Source organism: Vreelandella salicampi (assembly GCF_013415105.1).
Taxonomy (GTDB): domain Bacteria; phylum Pseudomonadota; class Gammaproteobacteria; order Pseudomonadales; family Halomonadaceae; genus Vreelandella; species Vreelandella salicampi.
Map to the genome: position 1 here is coordinate 16,674 of NZ_JACCDF010000005.1, position 19,123 is coordinate 35,796.

Here is a 19,123-nt window from a genome sequence, read left to right on the forward strand (position 1 = left end):
AACAAGCCATGCCAAATGCTGCCGTCAAACGTTTTCGCCGTTTGCCAGACGATGAACAGTCGCGCGTTATCGAAATGGCCTGGGAAGACCGCACGCCTTTTGAGGCCATTGAAACCCTGTTTGGCATGAGCGAGCCAGATGTGATCAAGATCATGCGTCATCAGCTCAAGCCAGCCTCATTTCGGCTCTGGCGCCAACGCGTCACCGGCCGCGCTACCAAGCATCGCGCCCTGCGCTCACCGGATGTGTTACGCGGATATTGCCCGACGCAATATAAGCGCTAAACGCTTACCGACCATCAGGTTAATGACAAGGTGCTTTTTAAATGGCTATTTAATGTTATATTATTACATAACACAAACCCGTTTAGAGGTGCTAGCAATGTCTGCATTTTCCCCTTTGCCCGTGACCGTGCTCTCGGGTTTTTTAGGTGCTGGAAAAACCACCGTACTCAATCATATTCTCACCAACCGTGAAGGTCGCCGGGTGGCGGTGATCGTCAACGATATGAGCGAGGTGAATATCGACGGCGCGCTGGTGCGTGGCGTTCCTGGCGAAGCCGCGCCGGATGGCGAGGTGGCGCTGAACCGTTCTGAAGAGCGCCTGGTGGAGATGAGCAACGGCTGCATCTGCTGCACCCTGCGCGAAGACCTGCTGGAAGAAGTTAGCCAACTGGCCCAGGAAGGCAAGTTCGACTACCTGGTGATTGAGTCCACCGGGATTTCTGAGCCGCTGCCGGTGGCGGAAACCTTCACTTTTGAAGATGAAAGCGGCCAGAGCCTTTCCCATGTCGCGCGGCTGGATACGCTGGTGACGGTGGTCGATGGTGCCAACTTTCTTGACCAGTACCGTAAAGCACAAAGCCTCGCCGAAGCGGGCGAAAGCCTGGGTGAAGACGACGAGCGAAACGTCGCCGACCTGCTGGTCGATCAGGTCGAATTTTGCGATGTCCTGCTGATCAGCAAAACCGATCTGATCAGTGAAAAAGAGTTGGCGTCGCTGAAGGCGATTCTGCGCTCGCTGAACCCCGACGCAGAATTGGTGCCTATCACTCAAGGCGGCGTGCCGCTGGACAAGGTGCTGGATACCGGCAAGTTCAGCTTTGAACGCGCTCAATTGGCACCGGGCTGGCTGAAAGAAATGCGTGGGGAGCACGTGCCGGAAACCGAAGAGTATGGCATCGGCAGCTTCGCCTACCACGCCCGCCGCCCCTTTCACCCTCAGAAATTCCACGACCTACTCCATTCAGAGTGGTTTGGGGAAGGCCTGTTACGCTCGAAAGGCTTTTTCTGGCTCGCCACGCGCCCGCGCTACGCAGGCCAGTGGAGCCAGGCAGGCGGTATCGCCCACCACGGCATGGCCGGGGTGTTCTGGAAAGCCATCCCTGAACACCAGTGGCCGGAAGAACCTGAAACCCGCCAATTTATTATGGAGAAGTGGCAGGAGCCATTTGGCGATATGCGCCAGGAGCTGGTCTTTATTGGCCAGGACCTGGATCAAGCCAAGATGCGCGAAGCCCTGGACGACTGCCTGTTAAGTGAAGGCGAGCTGCTGGAAGGCATGGAAATGTGGGAAAAACTGCCCGATCCGTTTCCTGCTTGGGAATGAACGTACGCTAAAAGCGGGCAAAGTTGCCCAGGTGACTTTCAGCCCACTCGCGCACCTCGGGATAAGCACGCTGTTCAAACACCGCGAAGCCGTTCAGGCTGCGAGCTTTAAGCGGGGTAAACACCGGCATGGTCAAGCCGCATAGAAAGTGCGCCAGCCGCTGGGCATTGGGCGGCTGGCCGAGCTGTTCGGTGTGGCGCTCGATGAGCGGCGTGGCGTAACGCTGGAAATCGGCCGCCGTGAGCGATGGCTCGGGCGGTGCTTCCGGCAACCGCACGGGGCGGCCGTAGCACACTGAGCAGTGCCCGCAGCAACCCTGCGCGGCATTGGATGGTGTATCAAAGGTGCTGTCACCAAAGTACTCGGCTAGTCTTCTGGTCAAGCAGTCCTCTGACTCAAACAGCGCCAGCATGGCGTGCAGCCGCTGGATCTCGGCGCGCTCTCGGGTGAGACAGTCGTTATACAGCTGGCTCGCCAGCGTCTCAAGGGGGAAATCAGGCTGACAAACCTCGTACACGTCGGTCATCCGCTTGCCTTCCAGGGTCAGCCAGCCTTTATCCTGAAAGTACTCAAGGGCGGTAATGATGCGAGCGCGGGAGGCGTCGATCTGTTGCGCCTGGCCTGCCTGGTGCAGGCGGTCAAAATCCACCGTGCCCCAGGTGCGGGCGATAGGTATGTTGTCGACGACCAGGCGCACAAAGGCCGACCGCTCGCCTTGAAAGCGACTCACCAGGGCATCCGGCTCGATGTGGTAGCGCAGCCGATACTCGGCCAGAAACGCAAAGCGCGGCGCAATCACGCCGTGCATTTCCAGCCGCACCAGCAGCGTTTTCAACGGCAGCAGACGAATATTGGTCTCCCTGGAAAGCGTAAAAAGCAGCACTTCCCACTGGCGATCCGGCGCTTGGCCTGCCGTCGCGACCTCTTCCAACAGGCGATAGATGCCCGCGTATTCAAGGGTATCGCCGTACACGAAGTTTTCCAGCACCCGCAGGCCATCCCGCCCGGCCAGGGTCAGGCAGGTGGAAGGCAGGCCGTCGCGCCCCGCCCGACCAATCTCCTGGCTGTAGTTCTCGATGGATTTGGGCAGGTCATAGTGCACCACGTTACGGATATCGCCCTTATCGATGCCCATGCCAAAGGCGATGGTGGCCACGATGCAGGGCGATTCGCCGCTCATAAACTGGTGCTGAATCTCGTCACGCCGGGTTGAATCTAACCCCGCATGGTACGCCTGGGCAGCAATACCTTGGGCCGCTAGCGCATTGGCTACCTGCTCGGCGGTTTGTTGCAGGGTCACGTAGATAATCGTCGGCGCTTCGCTACCCGGCTGCATTTGTGGTTTCAGCCAATCAATCAGCTGCTGCTGGCGGTCTTCCATGGCGGGCGACACCAGCAGCTCAAGATTGGCCCGGTAAAAGCCGGTGGTAATGACGTTCTCCGGCGCGATGGCAAACTTCTCGCCCATATCGTCAATCACCGCGGGCGTTGCCGTGGCGGTGAGCAGTAGTACCTGGGGAATATGAAACTCGCGCTGGTAGTCCGGCAGCTTGAGGTAATCGGGGCGGAAGTTATGCCCCCACTCTGAGAGGCAGTGGGCTTCGTCGACCACCAGCAGCGAGATGGCCACCTGACGGAGAAAATGCCGGAAGCGCTCGTTCTTGAGTCGCTCCACCGAGACCATAAGGATTTTCAGCTCGCCGCTCTTGGCGCTCTCCATCACCTCACGGGTCGTCTCGCGGTCCTGGGTGGAATCGATACTCGCCGCAGCGACACCGTGGCGAGCCAGAAACGCCAGTTGATCTTGCATTAGCGCCAAGAGCGGCGACACCACCAGGGTTAAATGCGGCAGGTGCAGCGCTGGAAGCTGATAACACAAGGATTTCCCCGCGCCGGTAGCAAAAATCGCCGCCGTGGAGTGCCCCTCCAGCACTCGAGATACCACCGCCTGCTGGCCGCCACGAAAGTCATCAAAACCAAACACGGCTTTAAGCGTTTGCTGCGGTGAGACGGGGGGCATGGGCACTCCTGAAATGGGATAAATGACGTAGAAGGAGCAACAACCTAACGCGTTCGCAGCATTTTCTCCAACGCGTTGGGTTAAAGTCGCAACGACAGAGTTCAATGAAGCAGATGTTGAAAAACTTCTTGTCTTGAACGCTTTCTGAGCGTATGACTAAATCCATACTCCCTGATAACTTTTTACTGAAAACAACGAGCCGCCATGGCCTTTTTTTCATTTTCTACCAATGATTTTGCGCCGAGTGATCGCCTTGAAGCCGCCCAAGAAATCTATAGCACAATGGCACAAGTGCGACTCCACTCGGCAAAAAAGCAGACGCCACACGTGGAAACACGCATTAGGCTGCTGCCTGGGGTGTCGATTGCCAATGTAACGGCTTCCTCATTAAGTGCGTCGCGCAAATCGCCTCAAGTGGCCGATGGTAACGACGACATTACCTTCTTGATTCACCCCGGTGGCCAGGGCGGTTGGCTTTCTCACCTACAAGCCCACGATTCGCTAGCCTGCACGCCAGGCCGTGCCCGCATTGTGCTCAACCATCAATCAGGCAGCGTTGATTTTCACGGCGAGCAAGTCAATTTTGTTAGCATCGCGTTTGACCGTGTCCAGCTCGCGCCGTTGATTCGCAACCTGGATCACCTGCCCAATCAGTTGCTGCCACCGGGCGAGCCACTTCAGCATCTTACCCGTATCGCCTTAGAACTCACGCAATCCCACAATACCGTTGAGGCAGCATTCACTGAACAGCTAAAAGGCCAGCTGTTCGACCTGGCCTGTCTTGCGTTAGGCGCTACTCCTGATGCTGCTGTCCGCTCTCAGCGTGGCGGCCTGCGAGAGGCTCGCTTGAAAGCCATTAAAGCTGACATTAAGTATAACGCGCGCACTTCACTATGCTTGGAGGATCTAGCGATACGGCACGGCGTATCGCCTAGCTATATCCGGGCGCTATTTAATAGCGAAGGCACGTCATTTACCGACTATTTGCTTGAGCAACGGCTGCAGCTTGCGTTTGACGCTCTGACCAACTGCCACGCACCGCCACGCCCCATTAGTGATATCGCTTTTAGTACCGGTTTCAACCATCTCTCCTGGTTTTATCGCGCTTTCAAAAACCGTTTTGGAGTTCCTCCAGGAGAAGCGCGCGATATAACCCTCGTTCCCGACGATAACGATCACTTACCCCCAAAAAAATAAATTTTCCCACGCAGTGTAACGCTGAGTGGAAGACCCTCCCTTTGCCAACGCGTAGGCTAAAAGAAAACCGTTACGCGCAAGGGGCAACCCATGAACCGAATCTATCGCACCGTTTGGAACGCGGCCAAAAACCAGTGGCAGGTCGCACCCGAAACCGTTAAACGCCAGGGCAAAACCACCGCCCAACGCAAAGGCACCGTCGGCACGGTGGCCGCTTTGGCCACCGGCAGCCTGTTGCTTTTCCCGCTAAGCGCCTTCGCCAGCGGCCTACCCTCGGGCGGTGAGATACGCGCCGGCAGTGGCAATATCGAGCAGTCCGGCAACACCATGCGGATCAACCAGAGCACAGATCGCATGGCCATCGACTGGGATAATTTCTCGGTAGAAGAAGGCCATCGCGTTGAGTTCAACCAGCCCGGTCGCGACAGTGCGGCGCTTAACCGCGTCACCGGCGATCAGCTCTCGCAGATTCGCGGCGCGATTAACGCCAACGGCCAGGTGTTCCTGGTCAACCCCAACGGCATTGTGTTTGGCGATACCGCCCAGGTCGATGTGGGCGGCCTGGTTGCTTCGACACTGGATATTAGCCCGGAAGACTTTATGGCCGGGGAGTTCACCTTTGAAGGCAACAGCAGCAGCGCGATTGTTAACCAGGGCAATATTCGCGCCGCAGATGAGGGCTATGTCGCCCTGATCGCCGCCGAGATCATCAACCAGGGCAGCATCAATACCCCTCGTGGCGATACGCTAATGGGCGCAGGCAGCCGCGTGCGGTTGGACATGGGCGGCCCGATCAAGATCGAGGTCGAGGAAGCCCTACTGGAGACCTATATCGAACAAGGTGGTGCGATTAAGGCCGACGGCGGCCGCGTATACCTCACCGCCAAAGCCGCTGGCGACCTCGCCGCCAGCGTGATCAACCACACCGGTGTGACCCAGGCCCAGACCCTCGCCGAAAACGAGCAGGGTGAAATCTGGCTGATGGGGGATATGGAAAACGGCGAAACCCGGGTGGCTGGCACGCTGGATGCATCAGCACCGGAAGGCGGTGACGGTGGTTTTATTGAAACCAGTGCGGCGAAAGTCAGCATTATGGATGAAGCGGCGGTGACCACTCGGGCCGTCCAGGGTGAAGCTGGCGAGTGGTTAATCGACCCCTATGATTTCACCATTGCTGACAGCGGCGGTGACCTATCCGGTTCAGCGCTTTCCACTGCGCTGGGGAATAGTGATGTCAAAATCGAAACCACCGACTCACAGGTTAATTGCACTAACGTAACCTGCGGCAACGGTGACGACAGCGGCAACGGCGATATTTTCGTTAACGACGAGGTGAATTGGAGCAGCGGTAACCAACTGACCCTTAATGCCTATCGCAATATCGAGATCAATGAAGAAATGGATGCCAGTGCAGGCAATGGCGGCAAGCTGGCGCTGGAGTACGGCCAGGGCGGCGGTAGCGGTGACTATCGCATCAATGCCCCGGTCAACCTGCAAGCGGGGAAGAATTTCTCAACGCAGTTGGGCAGCACAGGCGATGTGCTGGAATTCACTGTCATCACCGAGCTGGGGGAAGAGTCCGGCTACGAGGCAGGCACCCTGCAAGCCATGCACGATGATAAAGGTGGAAACTACGCGCTGGGCGCGGATATTGATGCTTCAGCAACCGCGACGTGGAATCCGAACGGTACAGATGCCAACGGTAATTCAATCTACGAGGGTTGGGATCCGCTTGGGGATCATAATGTCATTAATGGCCTTTCTGGCAGCTTTGACGGTCTTGGTCATACCATCAGCGATCTGACTATTCATCGGCCAAATGAATACGGTGTTGGGCTGTTTGGCTCTGCTCTTAGTGATAGCACAATCGCCAATGTCGGTCTGGTGGGCGGCAGCGTTCAAGGGGAATACCTTGTTGGCGGAGTGGCGGGCGCAAGCTATGGCAATATTATTAATGCTTACGCCACGATTGATGTAAAAGGTCAAACCCGTGTCGGTGGGTTGGTTGGCTCAAACTTAGGCGATATTACCAAGGCGTATGCTGGAGGCGAGGTAACGGCAACAGGTGCTTATGTCGGCGGATTGGCCGGCTCAAACAGTCGCAATATTGCCAGAGCTTATGCTTCAGGCAAGGTAACCGGTGATTACTGGGTTGGTGGCCTGGTGGGTTATAACGATGCTGGTAATATCTCCAATACCTACGCTACGGGCAATGTGGAAGGAACCCGTGGCGACTCTGGTGGGCTAGTGGGGGAAGTACAATTTGGTGTTGTCTCTCATTCCTACGCCACTGGTAGTGTAAACGGCGGCAGCGATGTCGGCGGCTTGATAGGTCGCAATAATAGCCCTAATGACGCTTCAGACAGCTATTACGCCACCACTGATGCGGATGGTAATGCGATTAACTCAACCAATAGCTCCGGTGAAGGCACGAGTCTCACCCGTCTCGAACTGATGAACCCGGCGGACGTCAGTGAACTTAGTGCGCCGACATGGTCGTTTGCCACCGATGCGGATGTGGCCGGTTACCAAGTCAGCTTGCCTTATCTGAAAGACGTCACTCGCCCAGAGGACATCCAGAAAGCCACTTTGTTTGAAGCAGGGCACGGTTCTCAAGCTGCCCCGTTTACCCTCACCAACTGGCAACAGTTGCAAAACATTAACTTCAACACCGATGTGCTGACGAATAATAATTATTATGCCCTAGAGAATTCCCTGGATAGCACCACCAATGGGTATAACCAACTGGCGAGCACCAACGCGAATGATGGCAAGGGCTGGGATCCGCTAGGGGATAGCTCTAAGAATTTCAATGGTTCGTTTAACGGCCTTGGCTACACTATTCGCGATCTGACCATCAACCGACAGAATGAGAGTCATGTTGGCCTGTTTGGACGGACACAAACAGGTAGCAGTATTTCCAATATCGGTGTGGTAGGCGGTAACGTTGTAGGCGATAGAAATGTTGGCGGAATTGCGGGTTCTAGTGAAAGCGTTATTAATAACGCTTTCGCAGCGATCAATGTAACGGGTCAAGGCGATGTCGGAGGGTTAGTTGGCTATAACTACAATGAAATTACCAAGGCTTATGCTACGGGCAAGGTAACCGCTACTAGAAGCAATGCTGGCGGGTTGGTTGGTTGGAACAACAAACCGATTGCCAATGCTTATGCTACAGGTAAGGTCACGGGCGACTCTAGTGTTGGCGGGTTGGTAGGCTTAAACACTGATGCCGAGATCACTAATACTTACGCTACGGGCAATGTGGAGGCGGCCAGTGCGATCAGGGGCTATGCCGGTGGGCTAGTGGGTTTTAATGAGAGTCCTGGTGCCGTGGTGTCTGATTCCTACGCCACTGGCAGTGTAACTGGCAGCGATGTTGGCGGTCTAATCGGTCTCGATTTTAATAGCCAGAATGGCGCTGCCGGCAGCTACTACGCCATTACTGATGCGGATGGTAATGCGATTAACTCAACCAATGACTCCGGTAAAGGCATAGGCCTCACCCGTATTGAGCTGACCAAACTCAGCACCTTCAGTGCCTGGGGAAGCGATATCGACGACCAGGGAGGCACCGATGCAACCTGGCGAATTTATGACGGCCAGACCACACCGCTGCTGCGTAGCTTTCTCACGCCGGTGACCATTACGCCTTCCGTTTCGGATAAAACCTACGATGGTAGTGTCGCCAGTAGCTCCTCCGCCACTTATAACACGAACGTAAGCGGTGCGGCGCAGGCTCTGAAAGGCAGTCTCGCGTATACAACGGATGCCGCAGATGCGGGCACCTATCGCACCAATGATAGCAGCCTGACGTTGTCTGGCCTCTACTCCGACCAGCAGGGCTTCGATATCAGCTACGGTGGCGAGCTGACCATCGATCCGCGTCCAGTCACCGTTACCGCCGATGATAAGCAGAAAACCCAAGGCGACGTCGACCCTACGCTAACCTACCAAACTGGTTGCGGCACCCTGACCGAGGATTGCGGCTTGGTGACGGATGAAAGCCTGTCGGGAGATTTGACCCGTGAAATGGGTGAAAGCGTCGCTAGCTACGCTATCGAGCAAGGCACGGTGAATGACACCGAAAATCCCAACTACTCCATTTCCTTCGAGCCGGGCGAGCTGGTGATAGCCGCTGTCCCACCACCGCCGCCGCCTGCACCAACGCCAGAGGAACCCGAGCCGGAACCACAACCGGAACCACAACCGGAACCACAACCGGAACCACAACCGGAACCCGAACCCGAACCCGAACCCGAACCCGAACCACAGCCAACACCGGTTCCAACACCGCAGCCAGAACCCGAACCCCAGCCAGAGCCGCAGCCGGAACCACAGCCTGAGACTCAGCTGGACACAGCCAACAATGTCGCTTCCGTCATCAACCAGACGTTGCAGGCGGCCACATCAAACGATGGTGAGCCGCGCTTTAGTGTTCAAAACACTGAGATACCTAGCACACAAACATTACCTGGCGGCATCAGAATTGAAGATGGTGGTATCAATACCAACCAGGATAACGACGCGGAGGGAGATGACTAATGCGCTATATACCACTTACCAAGTCTTCGCAAGCCATGATGACGGTATGTTTTTTAAGTACCTTTTCCACCGTAGGTTACGCGCAAACCGCGCCGGATGCCGGGCGGCTGCTTCAAGATACGCTACCTGAACGTGACTATCAGCCTCGTGAGTCATCGGTTGAACTCCACCTTCAGGGGGCTCCGCTCACGCAAAGCGATGCAGAGAGTCAAGCAGTGCGTATCAACGACATCACGCTCAACGGCAATACCGTCTTTGATGATAAAACGCTGTTAAACCAATTAACGAATTTCATGGCTCAAGACCATGACATGGCAGGCTTGCAGAACCTCAGCAATCGCATCAGCCGTTTCTATCGCGACAACGGCTACCCGTTTGCCCAGGCGTTTCTTCCCAAGCAGGATGTCAGCCAGGGCATACTGAAGATCCGGATTATCGAAGGCCGTTATGGCGACGTTTCAGTCAGCAGCGATGATTCTTCTCTAGAAGAGAGCGTCACGCCTTACCTTTCCGCTTTGCGCCCCGGCGAGGTGATCCAGGGCGATAAGCTAGAGCGCACCGCGCTGCTACTGGGCGATTTGCCGGGGATCGCCGTGACCCCGGTGATGCAGCCGGGCGATGAGACCGGCACGGGGGATTTCGTGGCGGAGGTCGAACCCACACAGCGCGTTCAAGGCTATGTCGGGGTAGATAACCATGGCAGCCATTCCTCCGGCAGAGGACGCGCAACGCTGGGCGTGCAAGCCAACCGCGTTTTAAAAGTCGGTGACGAACTCAGCGCCACCGCCCTCTACTCGGAAGAGGATTTATGGCTGGGCCGCGTGGCCTACTCACTGCCCATGGGCTACCAAGGCTTACGCGGTGACGTGTCGTATGCACGCACTGAGTATGATTTACGCGCGCCGTTTAACGGCTTTACCGGCACGGCGGATACCACGCGTCTCGGGCTAAGCTACCCGCTGGTTCGTCAGCAGCAGACCAACCTAACGGCATCGGTTGGCGGCGAGTACACCGAGCTGAATGATCGTTTTCAAGGGGTGAGCTACCAGAAACGCTACGGGCATAGCTGGCCCTTGGCGCTGCAGTTTGACCACCGCGACGCCCTCGGCCAGGGGGGCGTGACGTTTGGCGAGGCCCGGCTGCAAAGTGGCCAAATTAACCACGCGGCAAATCCCCAGGTGGACGGGGGCTATACCAAGGCCAACCTTCGCTTGTCACGCCTTCAGCGCCTTGGCCAGGGCATTTCACTCTTGCTAAGCGGTGATATGCAATGGGCCGACTCACCGCTGGATTCTTCTGAAGGTATGAGCCTGGGCGGTGCCCGTGGTGTTAGGGCTTACCCGCAAGGCGAGACCAGCGGTAGCCGCGCCTGGCTCACGCAACTGGAAGTTCGCTACCAGGCCACCGCTGAACTGGCACCTTACGTATTTTATGACCACGGCGCGCGGTTATCCTATGCCGATGAGCCCAGTGAGACCCTAGCCGGTGGCGGCGTGGGCGTGCGCTACTCAAACGGCAATTGGACGCTTGATACCGCAGTGGCAACGCAAACGACCGGCGATGTTGCCTCGCAAGACGAGCAAAAAGACCCACGGTTCTGGTTGTCAGGGCGTTACACGTTTTAGTCGTGTAATTTAAAACGCTTTCTCCAGCGCAAAACGCGGCTGGGTGTGGCCGTCTTTGATCACCGTTTCAATAAACATCTCCAGGGGACGCACCCAGAGGCCGTAGTCGCCGTAGAGGGCACGGTAAACCACCAGCGGTTCTTCACTTTCACTATGCTGGGCGGTGCCGAGCACTTCGTAAAGGCTGCCTTTATAGTGGCGATAAATACCGGGAACGGGGGCGGTCACTTGTTTTCCTTTTGAATAGCGGGCTGATTGGCTTTTTTGGTGAGCCGTTCAAGCACCTTTGAAGCGGCGACAAAGCCAAAGGTGCCGGTCAGGAAGGTCGCCGCCCCAAAGCCCGAGGCGCAATCCAACCGCGTGGCATCACCACTGCCGGGCTTTTGCAGGCATACCTCGCCGTCGGCTCGGGGGTAAACCAACTGCTCGTCAGAGTAAACGCATTCCACTGAGAAGCGTCGCTTGGGGTTGCGGGAAAAGCCGTAATCCCGGCGTAGCCGCGAGCGCACTTTGGATAGTAGCGGATCGTGCTCGGTGCGGGTGAGATCCGCCACCTGAATACGCGTGGGATCAGTTTGCCCGCCTGCCGCGCCGGTCACGGTGATGGGAAGCTTACGCCGCTTGCACCAAGCGATCAACGCGGCCTTGGCGATCACGCTGTCGATGGCATCCACCACGTGATCGGCGTCATCGGGTATACGCTCGGCCAGGTTAGTGGGCGTGACGAAGGCGGTGTCGGCGACGATCTCGATCTCGGGGGCAATCAGGCGGCAGCGCTCGGCCAGCACCTCGACCTTGGGCTTGCCGATAGTGCCATCCAGGGCGTGGAGCTGGCGGTTAACGTTAGACACGCAGACGTCGTCCAGGTCGATCAGCGTCAATTTGCCGATGCCCGAGCGCGCCAGCGCTTCCACCGCCCAACTGCCCACCCCACCGACACCCACCACCACCACATGGGCATGACGAAACGCATCAAAGGCACGCTGGCCGTAAAGGCGACGAATCCCACCAAAGCGTAGGTCATAATCACTAGAAACATTTTCACTAGAAACATTGCCGCTAGAAACTGAGCCTGCAGAGGCCGCTGCAGGCAGTGTTGATGGCTCGTTCAATAACATAGAAACGGACTCATAGCGCTTTAAGGGCTGAAGGCGTGGTGTGGGGCGGCGTGCGCACGCTATCCAAGGGCAAGTGCCCTGCCCAACCGAGATGATGAAATAACGCCGTCATGGTGTCATCAAGCGCGCAACTTAGTTGTATACGCTTTTCACCCATCGGGTGATCAAAAGTTAGGTAGGTAGCGGCCAACAACAAACGTGGCGCCCCCAGTTTTTCAGCAAAAAAGTGGTTATGGACACTTTTGCCGTGCTTGGCATCGCCAATAATCGGATAGCCGCGCCGTGAGAGATGACGGCGAATTTGATGGCGCCGACCGGTTAGCGGCCTGGCCTCCACCAGCGAATAGCGGGCTTTTGGGTAGCGATCCACCTGTACCGGCAATTCGACGCTATCCACACAGCGAATATCGGTCATCGCTGGCATGGCGGGCATGTCTGCCTTGGGCCGTGTGCCGTCTTCCTCGCGCAGCGGATAATCCAAACGCGCCTCGGAAGGGGCAACTCCGCGCACGACGGCCAAGTAGCGCTTTTCCACCTGGCGCTCGCTGAAGGTGTCGCTGAGCAGAGCGGCGACCTCAGAGGATAAACCAAACACCATCACGCCTGAGGTGGGCCGGTCCAACCGATGCACCGGATAGACGCGCTTGCCAAGCTGGTTACGCAACCGCTGAAGGAGAAATTCGGTCTCGCCACGCGCCAGCGCCGAGCGGTGCACCAAAAGCCCCGACGGTTTATGCACCGCAACAATATGCTCATCCTGGTAGAGGATGTTGAGTGGCGTCATGGCGGCCCCCCGCGAAGCGCTTGGTGAAAACAAGGTGCTATTGTCGCGACTTGGCAGCGAGATGTCATCATCGTATAAGTTGGCAGAGTGGCTTGGTGACAACTACTTTGAATAGGCAATGCTAAATCCGTGTTTCCATGGAGCATGGCAGGAGATCAATGTATGCGCTCTTCAACTATTCACCATTCAACGACATTACTTACCGCAATGGTGGCCTCATTAGTACTCGCCACATCGGCGGCGCAGGCCAATGAAACGCTTGACGTTGGGATGTATAACGTCAGTGCCGATGGCGTGGGCGAGCCAATCGGTAGTGTCGCCCTGGAGCAGACCGAGTACGGTTTACTGTTCACCCCATCATTGAGTGGCCTTGAGCCCGGCGGACACGGGTTTCACGTCCACCAAAATGCCAGCTGCGACCCTGCAGAGAATGACAGCGGCGAGATGACCGCCGCGTTATCGGCAGGTGGCCACTATGACCCTGAGGACACCGGCACCCACCTTGGCCCGTATACCGAAGGTCATTTAGGCGATCTACCGGTGCTAACCGTCAATGAAGATGGTGACGCCAACGTGCCGGTGCTCGCACCGCGCCTAAGCATGGAACATATGTCAGGCCGCAGCCTGATGATTCACGCGGGTGGCGACACCTACGCGGATGAGCCTCATCTTGGCGGCGGCGGCGCACGTATGGCCTGCGGCGTGGTTGAATCGTAACCTTAACGCGTAACATGAAGAAAACGGGCAGCCTAATGGCTGCCCGTTTTCTTTAACTGATTCGCGGTGTTTATTACTCGTCGCCAGCCATCTGCATTTGACGCTGCAGGTAGTTTTGAATACCCACTTGGTCAATCAGATGCAGCTCGGTTTCGATATGGTCGATGTGACCTTCTTCATCGGCGAGCAGATCACGTAGCAGGTCGCGCGTTACGTAGTCTTTAACGCTTTCGCAGTAGGTGATCGCTTCGATGTAGTCGTTGCGCCCGTCATGCTCGATTTTGAGATCGCTTTCGAGCATTTCCTTTACGTTCTCGCCGATATACAGCTTGCCGAGATCCTGCAGGTTAGGGACACCTTCAAGGAACAGGATACGTTCGATTAGTTTGTCGGCGTGCTGCATCTCTTCAATGGATTCGTCGTACTCCCACTTCGCCAACGCCTTGAGGCCCCAATCTTTGTACATTTTGGCGTGAAGGAAGTACTGGTTAATCGCCACCAGCTCATTACCTAGTGCAATATTGAGGTGCTCAAGAACTTTTGGATCGCCTTTCATATATCTGCCCTTTTACTATTAAAAATACAACTAGAAGTATAGGCCACAACAAGGCGAAACTCCCAGTGTTAGTGGGAGTATAGGGAGACTGACGAAAAACTCAAATAAATCATAAGCTTGCTAAAAGAAACCACAACGATATCGATTCGCGTCAAACCGCGTAAGCAAGGCTCATATCCGCTTCTGCACGCGCCTCTAGCACGGCTTCACGGGTCACCGATTTGGCAAAACACGCGCATTTACCGCACTGAGTGGCGCAGCCGGTGGCTTCGCGGACATCGCGCCAGCTGCGCGCTCCGTCGCTCACTTGCTGACGAATCTGATGATCTGTGACTCCTTTACACACGCAAACATACATGGCGGCACCTCATGAAAGCATGAGACAAATGTAAATGATTCGCATACATGTCTGCAAGTCAGAATCGCATTCTTTTGAACCTATCCGTCTAAATCTTTGGTCTAATTTCTTTCTTTTTCTTACGCGCTTTCTTTTCTATGCACTTTCTTTGGGCACTACGACCGTGCGCGTACCGGAAACAAGGTCCGGCCAGCTACGGCGCTCGCTATCAAAAAGCACCCACCAATAGCCCAAGCCCAGTGCGGCAAGCGAAATCCACGCCACCAGGCAGCGGACAACGCTCTGTCGTAACGTAATGCTGTAACCATCGACGGTCTCCACACGTAAGCGCCAAGACTGCATGCCCAATGTCATGCCGCCGCGCGTCCATGAGAAAGCAAAAAAAACCATCGCTGAGAACACCAAGAGTAGCCGCAGCGTCCAGACCTCGAGTGCGCTAGTGCCTATTTCCTCAGCACTCTGCCCCACGACAAAACGAAAAAAGGCAACATGTGTCACTGCCACGGCGATCCAAATGGCCGCCAGCAAAAAACCGTCATAGATCAGTGCGCCGAGGCGGCGTGCCAACGGTGCCGGCCATACGCAATCAAGCTGGGTAAAACGTCGTTGTGACATGGTGTCTGTTCATCATCATTCAGTGGATTCAGCCGTTACGGCGCAAAAAGTAGATACCGGCCGCCGCGCAGGCGAGTGTCGGTATCAGCACCGCCCACACCGGCGAAAAGCCAAAAATCGTCGATGCCGGCGCGAGTAAATCTTGGGTGTACTTAAACAAAAGCCCCGTCACCACACCGTAAAACACCCGGGTGCCGGCGGCGACGGTACGAAGCGGGCCGAAAACAAACGATGTCGCAATCAGCACCAACGAGGCCATGGTGAGCGGCATTAGCATTTTTTGCCAGAAGTAGAGTAGCGGCTCATCGGCTTGCTGCCCTTGAGACTGCAAAAATTGTGCATAGGCACGCAGTTCGCTGGGTGACTGGGTTTCGATATCGCGCAGCAAACGTTCCAGCTGTACCGGCGTTAGCTCTGTTTTCCACGGTAGCTGCTGGTAGCTTTGCGCTTCAGTGTGATCATCAAACAGCTTAGTTACCGTCACGTTCTCCAGTCGCCACTCGCCGTTGTCCCAATAGGCCCGCCGAGCATGCGCCGCTTCAACGAGTTGGCGCTCATCAAAACGGTAACGGGTAAGGTCAAGCACCACGTTATCGGCGCGAATGGCGCCAAAGCGGTAGATAGTATCGCCTTCAATTTGCCACCCACTGCGGCTGGTGAGCACCGCCCCTTCGCCCTGACGCTGCTCCAGCTTCCACGCCTCGGCGAACTGCTCGGTACGCGGGCTAACGTACTCGGCCACCAGTAGCACCACAATGACGACCAAAAGTACGGGCTTCATCACGCTCCAAACGATACGCGTTAGCGAGCGTCCTGCAGCGCGGATCACGGTGAGCTCATTGTTAGACGCCATGCTGCCCAAACCAATCAGCGCGCCAATTAACACCGCCACCGGCGCGTACTGATAAAAACGCCACGGCATACGCATGATCAAATAAAACAGCACATCCAGGGCGCTGTAGCCTTCCTGCACGTCGCCTAAGTCATCCAGGTAGGCAATGGTGATATCCAGCCCTAACAGCACAATTTGCACCACCACGATGGCCGCGAGCACGTTGCGCGCGATGTAGCGGTCTAAGCGATCCGCTATTGTTAGCACATTCAGCATTAGCGCATCCCCTTGCGTTGCGAGTGCCACAACAGCAGTAAGCCGAGCCCGAGAAACAGCCCGTGCACGGGCCACACGCCAACCGCTACGGGCCAGGCGCCACTACCGATGGTATCCACAGCGGCCAACAGCAGACTTAAATACGCCACATAAAGAAACACCGCCGGCAGAAGCTTCCCGAAGCGCCCCTGGCGGGGATTCACCTTGGAAAGCGGCTGCGCCATTAGCGCGAGAATAAACACCATCAGCGGAAGCCCTGCCCGCCACTGCCACTGCGCTTGGGCCCGAGGGTCTGGGTTAGCAAAGAGCGCTGCCGTGGAGGCGACTTCAAACGAATCAAACGATTGGCGTTCTCTCGTAGCCCCTAGGCGCAAGGTGTAGCGCTCAAACGTTAATCGCTCGGCCTCTAAACGCCCTGGCGTTACGCCGTAGCGTTCACCGTCTTGCAGCACCAAAAAGCGGCTGCCGGTATCCGAGCGAATTTCCTGATACCCCGAGGCTGCGCGGGTGACATAGTTGTGCACGTTCTCCCCCCGGTCGCCCAGTTCATGGACAAAGACGTTTTCCATCTTCTTCCCATCGTCAGAAAACTCGCTGATATACGCCGTGCGTCCTTGGCCAAACTCCTGAAAACGCCCCGGCGCCAGCACGGAAACATCTAAACGGCTGCGCTGCTCCTCCAGCATCGTCTCGGTGTTAAGCGTGCCCAGCGGCGTCAGCCACAGGCTGCAAAGACCCACCAGCGCCGCCACCAGCATGGCCGGCAGCAGCGTAACTTTTAACAGCCGTGTCGGGCTAACGCCGCAAGCGACCATGACGGTGATTTCGCTGTTCATATACAACTGCCCGTAGGCAAGCAGGATGCCCAGAAAAAATGCCAAGGGCAGAATTAGCTCCATAAACCCCGGCAAATGAAGCAGCATCAAGTTACCCAGGATAGTGATGGGAAAGTCACCCTCCGCCGCGCTAGAAAAGTAGCGAATAAAGCGGCTACCCATGATGATCAATAGCAAAATACCGGCCACCGCCGACATGGTCAGCAACACTTCACGGGTCAAATAGCGAAATAAAATCAACGCACTCTCCAGCCAATCGTGCAGGATGCCATGCAATAGCACTCACGCAATGTACTCATGTAATGTACTCATGCAATGTACTAAGGGCTTGGGTACACTCATCACAGATAGCACAATTTACATCTACGAAACGGGGCATTATCCCGAATCCCTCGATGCTTGTCTTGTTGGAGACGTCATGGAATTTTCCGTTCAGACCGCTAATCCTGCCAAAGTCGAAACGGCGTGTCTTATCGTACCCATATTTAAAGATAGCGAACTATTGCCCGCAGTGGCGAAACTGGATGACGCCAGCGAGCGGCTAATCGGCCAGCTGCTTGAGCGCGGCGACTTCGATGCCGCGCTTGGCAACGTGCAATTGATCCCTTTCGCCCCGGGGCTGGGTACCGAGCGACTGCTTCTGGTGGGTTTAGGTGAGCGCAAAAAGTGTCAAGAAGCGGCCTTTCTGAAAGCGCTCGATGCTGCTTTCACGGCTTTAGTGGCCCTCCCCCTCGACGAAACCGGTATCACCTTTACCGATGTACCGCTTGAGGATCGCGACGGCGCCTGGAAAGCGCGCAAAACCCTGGAAGCTGCCGAGCGTGCGCTTTATCGATTCGATCAATTTAAATCAACGCCCGCTCCTAAACCCGCCCTGCAAACATTAACGTTACTGCTGAGCGACGCCGACGAAGCCAATGCCGTTAAAGAGGGCGCGCGCGTGGGGGCTGCTATTGGTGACGGTATCAACTTCACCCGCACCCTAGGTAACTTGCCCGGCAACGTCTGCACGCCACGCTACCTGGCCGAGCAAGCCGAAACGCTTGCCTCGGATTCGAAGGGCGCCCTCACCGCCGATATTCTCGATGAAGACGCGCTGGAAAAACTGGGTGCCGGCTCGCTACTTTCCGTTGGCCGCGGAAGCCGTGAGCCTTCGCGGTTGATCGTCATGAAGTACCAGGGTGCGGAAGATCCCAAAGAGGCGCCCCATGTGCTCGTGGGCAAAGGCATTACCTTTGATACCGGCGGCATTTCGCTCAAACCGGGCGAAGGCATGGACGAAATGAAGTTCGACATGGGCGGTGCCGCCAGCGTGTTTGGCACCGTCAAAGCCGTGTTGGGTATTAAGCCGAAGCTTAACCTCGTGTTTATCGTTGCCGCGGCGGAAAACATGCCCGATGGTGCCGCCACCAAGCCGGGCGATATCATCAAAACCCTCAAAGGCCTGACCGTTGAAGTGCTCAACACCGATGCCGAAGGCCGCTTGGTGCTGTGCGATGCGCTGACTTATGCCGAACGTTTCGAGCCGGCGAGCGTGGTGGATATTGCCACCCTCACGGGTGCCTGCATTATTGGCCTTGGTCATCACGCCACCGGGCTATTATCCAATGATGACGATTTGGCATTGGACCTTCTTGAAGCTGGCGACACCGCCTGGGATCGCGCTTGGCACTTGCCGCTATGGGATGAATACCAAGAACAGCTCGACTCTAACTTTGCCGATTTAGCCAACATCGGCGGCCGCCCGGCAGGTACGATTACCGCCGCATGCTTTTTGTCGCGCTTTGCCGACCACTTCCCCTGGGCGCATTTGGATATCGCCGGCACCGCGTGGCACTCAGGTAAGCAGAAGGGCTCGACCGGCCGCCCAGTGGGGCTATTAACCCAGTACCTGCTCGACCGTGAAACCGACGCCCAGGTAGAAAATAGCGACAGCTAACCGTTCAACGGTTGCCTTTCGGCTCGGCAACCGTTACACCTTGAACCATTGCAAATTTTTGCGTTATTTGTGCCCCCGGCACTCGCCAGGGGCACTG

The 19,123-nt window shown here is 56.4% G+C and carries 16 protein-coding genes; 7 read left to right on the forward strand and 9 right to left on the reverse strand.

Annotated elements, in window-relative coordinates; genetic code table 11:
• The first annotated feature begins 8 nt into the window (after positions 1–8).
• A complete protein-coding gene (locus HZS81_RS07320; RefSeq protein WP_179929908.1) occupies positions 9–284 on the forward strand; it encodes a TIGR03643 family protein in 276 nt (91 codons plus the stop codon).
• A 97-nt stretch (positions 285–381) separates the two neighbouring features.
• On the forward strand, positions 382–1,608 hold the full coding sequence (zigA, locus tag HZS81_RS07325; protein WP_179929909.1) for a zinc metallochaperone GTPase ZigA: 1,227 nt from the start codon (positions 382–384) through the stop codon (positions 1,606–1,608).
• A 7-nt stretch (positions 1,609–1,615) separates the two neighbouring features.
• On the opposite strand, the gene HZS81_RS07330 is transcribed toward zigA, so the two are convergent.
• Complete coding sequence (locus tag HZS81_RS07330) at positions 1,616–3,628, reverse strand: RecQ family ATP-dependent DNA helicase (protein WP_179929910.1); 2,013 nt, start codon at positions 3,626–3,628, stop codon at positions 1,616–1,618.
• 204 nt (positions 3,629–3,832) lie between these two features.
• On the opposite strand from HZS81_RS07330, the gene HZS81_RS07335 reads away from it, so the two are divergent.
• The 3 genes from HZS81_RS07335 (at position 3,833) to HZS81_RS07345 (ending at position 10,995) form a co-directional block, all read left to right on the forward strand.
• A complete protein-coding gene (locus HZS81_RS07335) occupies positions 3,833–4,825 on the forward strand; it encodes a helix-turn-helix transcriptional regulator (RefSeq protein ID WP_179929911.1) in 993 nt (330 codons plus the stop codon).
• Between the two features lie 90 nt (positions 4,826–4,915).
• Entirely contained in the window at positions 4,916–9,370 is a 4,455-nt protein-coding gene (locus HZS81_RS07340; RefSeq protein ID WP_179929912.1) for a two-partner secretion domain-containing protein, read from the forward strand.
• Positions 9,370–10,995, forward strand: a complete 1,626-nt coding sequence (locus HZS81_RS07345; protein WP_179929913.1) for a ShlB/FhaC/HecB family hemolysin secretion/activation protein — start codon at positions 9,370–9,372, stop codon at positions 10,993–10,995. Before HZS81_RS07340 ends, HZS81_RS07345 begins: the two co-directional genes overlap by 1 nt.
• Positions 10,996–11,004: 9 nt before the next feature.
• On the opposite strand, the gene HZS81_RS07350 is transcribed toward HZS81_RS07345, so the two are convergent.
• Genes HZS81_RS07350 through HZS81_RS07360 form a run of 3 tightly spaced genes read right to left on the reverse strand, consistent with a single transcriptional unit; the run spans position 11,005 to position 12,897 of the window.
• Positions 11,005–11,223 (reverse strand): DUF1653 domain-containing protein, encoded by a 219-nt coding sequence (locus HZS81_RS07350; RefSeq protein WP_179929914.1) that lies wholly within the window; start codon positions 11,221–11,223, stop codon positions 11,005–11,007.
• Positions 11,220–12,113 carry a tRNA cyclic N6-threonylcarbamoyladenosine(37) synthase TcdA gene (gene tcdA, locus HZS81_RS07355; RefSeq protein WP_179929915.1) on the reverse strand — a complete coding sequence of 298 codons (894 nt, stop codon included), beginning with the start codon at positions 12,111–12,113 and terminating at the stop codon, positions 11,220–11,222. Before tcdA ends, HZS81_RS07350 begins: the two co-directional genes overlap by 4 nt.
• A gap of 10 nt (positions 12,114–12,123) precedes the next feature.
• Positions 12,124–12,897, reverse strand: coding sequence for a pseudouridine synthase (locus HZS81_RS07360; protein WP_179929916.1), 774 nt, complete (start codon positions 12,895–12,897; stop codon positions 12,124–12,126).
• Positions 12,898–13,059: 162 nt separating this feature from the next.
• On the opposite strand from HZS81_RS07360, the gene sodC reads away from it, so the two are divergent.
• Entirely contained in the window at positions 13,060–13,614 is a 555-nt protein-coding gene (sodC, locus tag HZS81_RS07365) for a superoxide dismutase family protein (protein WP_179929917.1), read from the forward strand.
• Positions 13,615–13,687: 73 nt separating this feature from the next.
• Here sodC and bfr read toward each other — a convergent pair whose 3' ends face one another.
• The 5 genes from bfr to lptF all read right to left on the reverse strand — a co-directional run bounded on the left by bfr (position 13,688) and on the right by lptF (position 17,327).
• The gene (gene bfr / locus HZS81_RS07370; protein WP_179929918.1) at positions 13,688–14,170 is read right to left on the reverse strand and encodes a bacterioferritin; all 483 of its coding nucleotides are present in this window, start codon (positions 14,168–14,170) and stop codon (positions 13,688–13,690) included.
• A 151-nt stretch (positions 14,171–14,321) separates the two neighbouring features.
• Complete coding sequence (locus HZS81_RS07375; RefSeq protein WP_179929919.1) at positions 14,322–14,528, reverse strand: (2Fe-2S)-binding protein; 207 nt, start codon at positions 14,526–14,528, stop codon at positions 14,322–14,324.
• Positions 14,529–14,663: 135 nt separating this feature from the next.
• Positions 14,664–15,143 (reverse strand): RDD family protein, encoded by a 480-nt coding sequence (locus HZS81_RS07380; RefSeq protein WP_179929920.1) that lies wholly within the window; start codon positions 15,141–15,143, stop codon positions 14,664–14,666.
• A 28-nt stretch (positions 15,144–15,171) separates the two neighbouring features.
• On the reverse strand, positions 15,172–16,251 hold the full coding sequence (lptG, locus tag HZS81_RS07385; RefSeq protein ID WP_179929921.1) for an LPS export ABC transporter permease LptG: 1,080 nt from the start codon (positions 16,249–16,251) through the stop codon (positions 15,172–15,174).
• Positions 16,251–17,327, reverse strand: a complete 1,077-nt coding sequence (gene lptF, locus HZS81_RS07390) for an LPS export ABC transporter permease LptF (protein ID WP_179930047.1) — start codon at positions 17,325–17,327, stop codon at positions 16,251–16,253. The genes lptG and lptF overlap by 1 nt, the downstream gene beginning before the upstream one ends.
• A gap of 178 nt (positions 17,328–17,505) precedes the next feature.
• On the opposite strand from lptF, the gene HZS81_RS07395 reads away from it, so the two are divergent.
• Entirely contained in the window at positions 17,506–19,026 is a 1,521-nt protein-coding gene (locus HZS81_RS07395; RefSeq protein WP_179929922.1) for a leucyl aminopeptidase, read from the forward strand.
• Positions 19,027–19,123 lie beyond the last annotated feature (97 nt).

Excerpts from the sequence above, each read along its gene's own strand:
- HZS81_RS07320 (WP_179929908.1), top strand. The coding sequence starts at position 9 with ATGCCAAATGCTGCCGTCAAACGTTTTCGCCGTTTGCCAGACGATGAA.
- zigA (WP_179929909.1), top strand. The coding sequence starts at position 382 with ATGTCTGCATTTTCCCCTTTGCCCGTGACCGTGCTCTCGGGTTTTTTA.
- HZS81_RS07330 (WP_179929910.1), bottom strand. The coding sequence starts at position 3,628 with ATGCCCCCCGTCTCACCGCAGCAAACGCTTAAAGCCGTGTTTGGTTTT.
- HZS81_RS07335 (WP_179929911.1), top strand. The coding sequence starts at position 3,833 with ATGGCCTTTTTTTCATTTTCTACCAATGATTTTGCGCCGAGTGATCGC.
- HZS81_RS07340 (WP_179929912.1), top strand. The coding sequence starts at position 4,916 with ATGAACCGAATCTATCGCACCGTTTGGAACGCGGCCAAAAACCAGTGG.
- HZS81_RS07345 (WP_179929913.1), top strand. The coding sequence starts at position 9,370 with ATGCGCTATATACCACTTACCAAGTCTTCGCAAGCCATGATGACGGTA.
- tcdA (WP_179929915.1), bottom strand. The coding sequence starts at position 12,113 with ATGTTATTGAACGAGCCATCAACACTGCCTGCAGCGGCCTCTGCAGGC.
- HZS81_RS07360 (WP_179929916.1), bottom strand. The coding sequence starts at position 12,897 with ATGACGCCACTCAACATCCTCTACCAGGATGAGCATATTGTTGCGGTG.
- sodC (WP_179929917.1), top strand. The coding sequence starts at position 13,060 with ATGCGCTCTTCAACTATTCACCATTCAACGACATTACTTACCGCAATG.
- bfr (WP_179929918.1), bottom strand. The coding sequence starts at position 14,170 with ATGAAAGGCGATCCAAAAGTTCTTGAGCACCTCAATATTGCACTAGGT.
- HZS81_RS07375 (WP_179929919.1), bottom strand. The coding sequence starts at position 14,528 with ATGTATGTTTGCGTGTGTAAAGGAGTCACAGATCATCAGATTCGTCAG.
- HZS81_RS07380 (WP_179929920.1), bottom strand. The coding sequence starts at position 15,143 with ATGTCACAACGACGTTTTACCCAGCTTGATTGCGTATGGCCGGCACCG.
- lptG (WP_179929921.1), bottom strand. The coding sequence starts at position 16,251 with ATGCTGAATGTGCTAACAATAGCGGATCGCTTAGACCGCTACATCGCG.
- HZS81_RS07395 (WP_179929922.1), top strand. The coding sequence starts at position 17,506 with ATGGAATTTTCCGTTCAGACCGCTAATCCTGCCAAAGTCGAAACGGCG.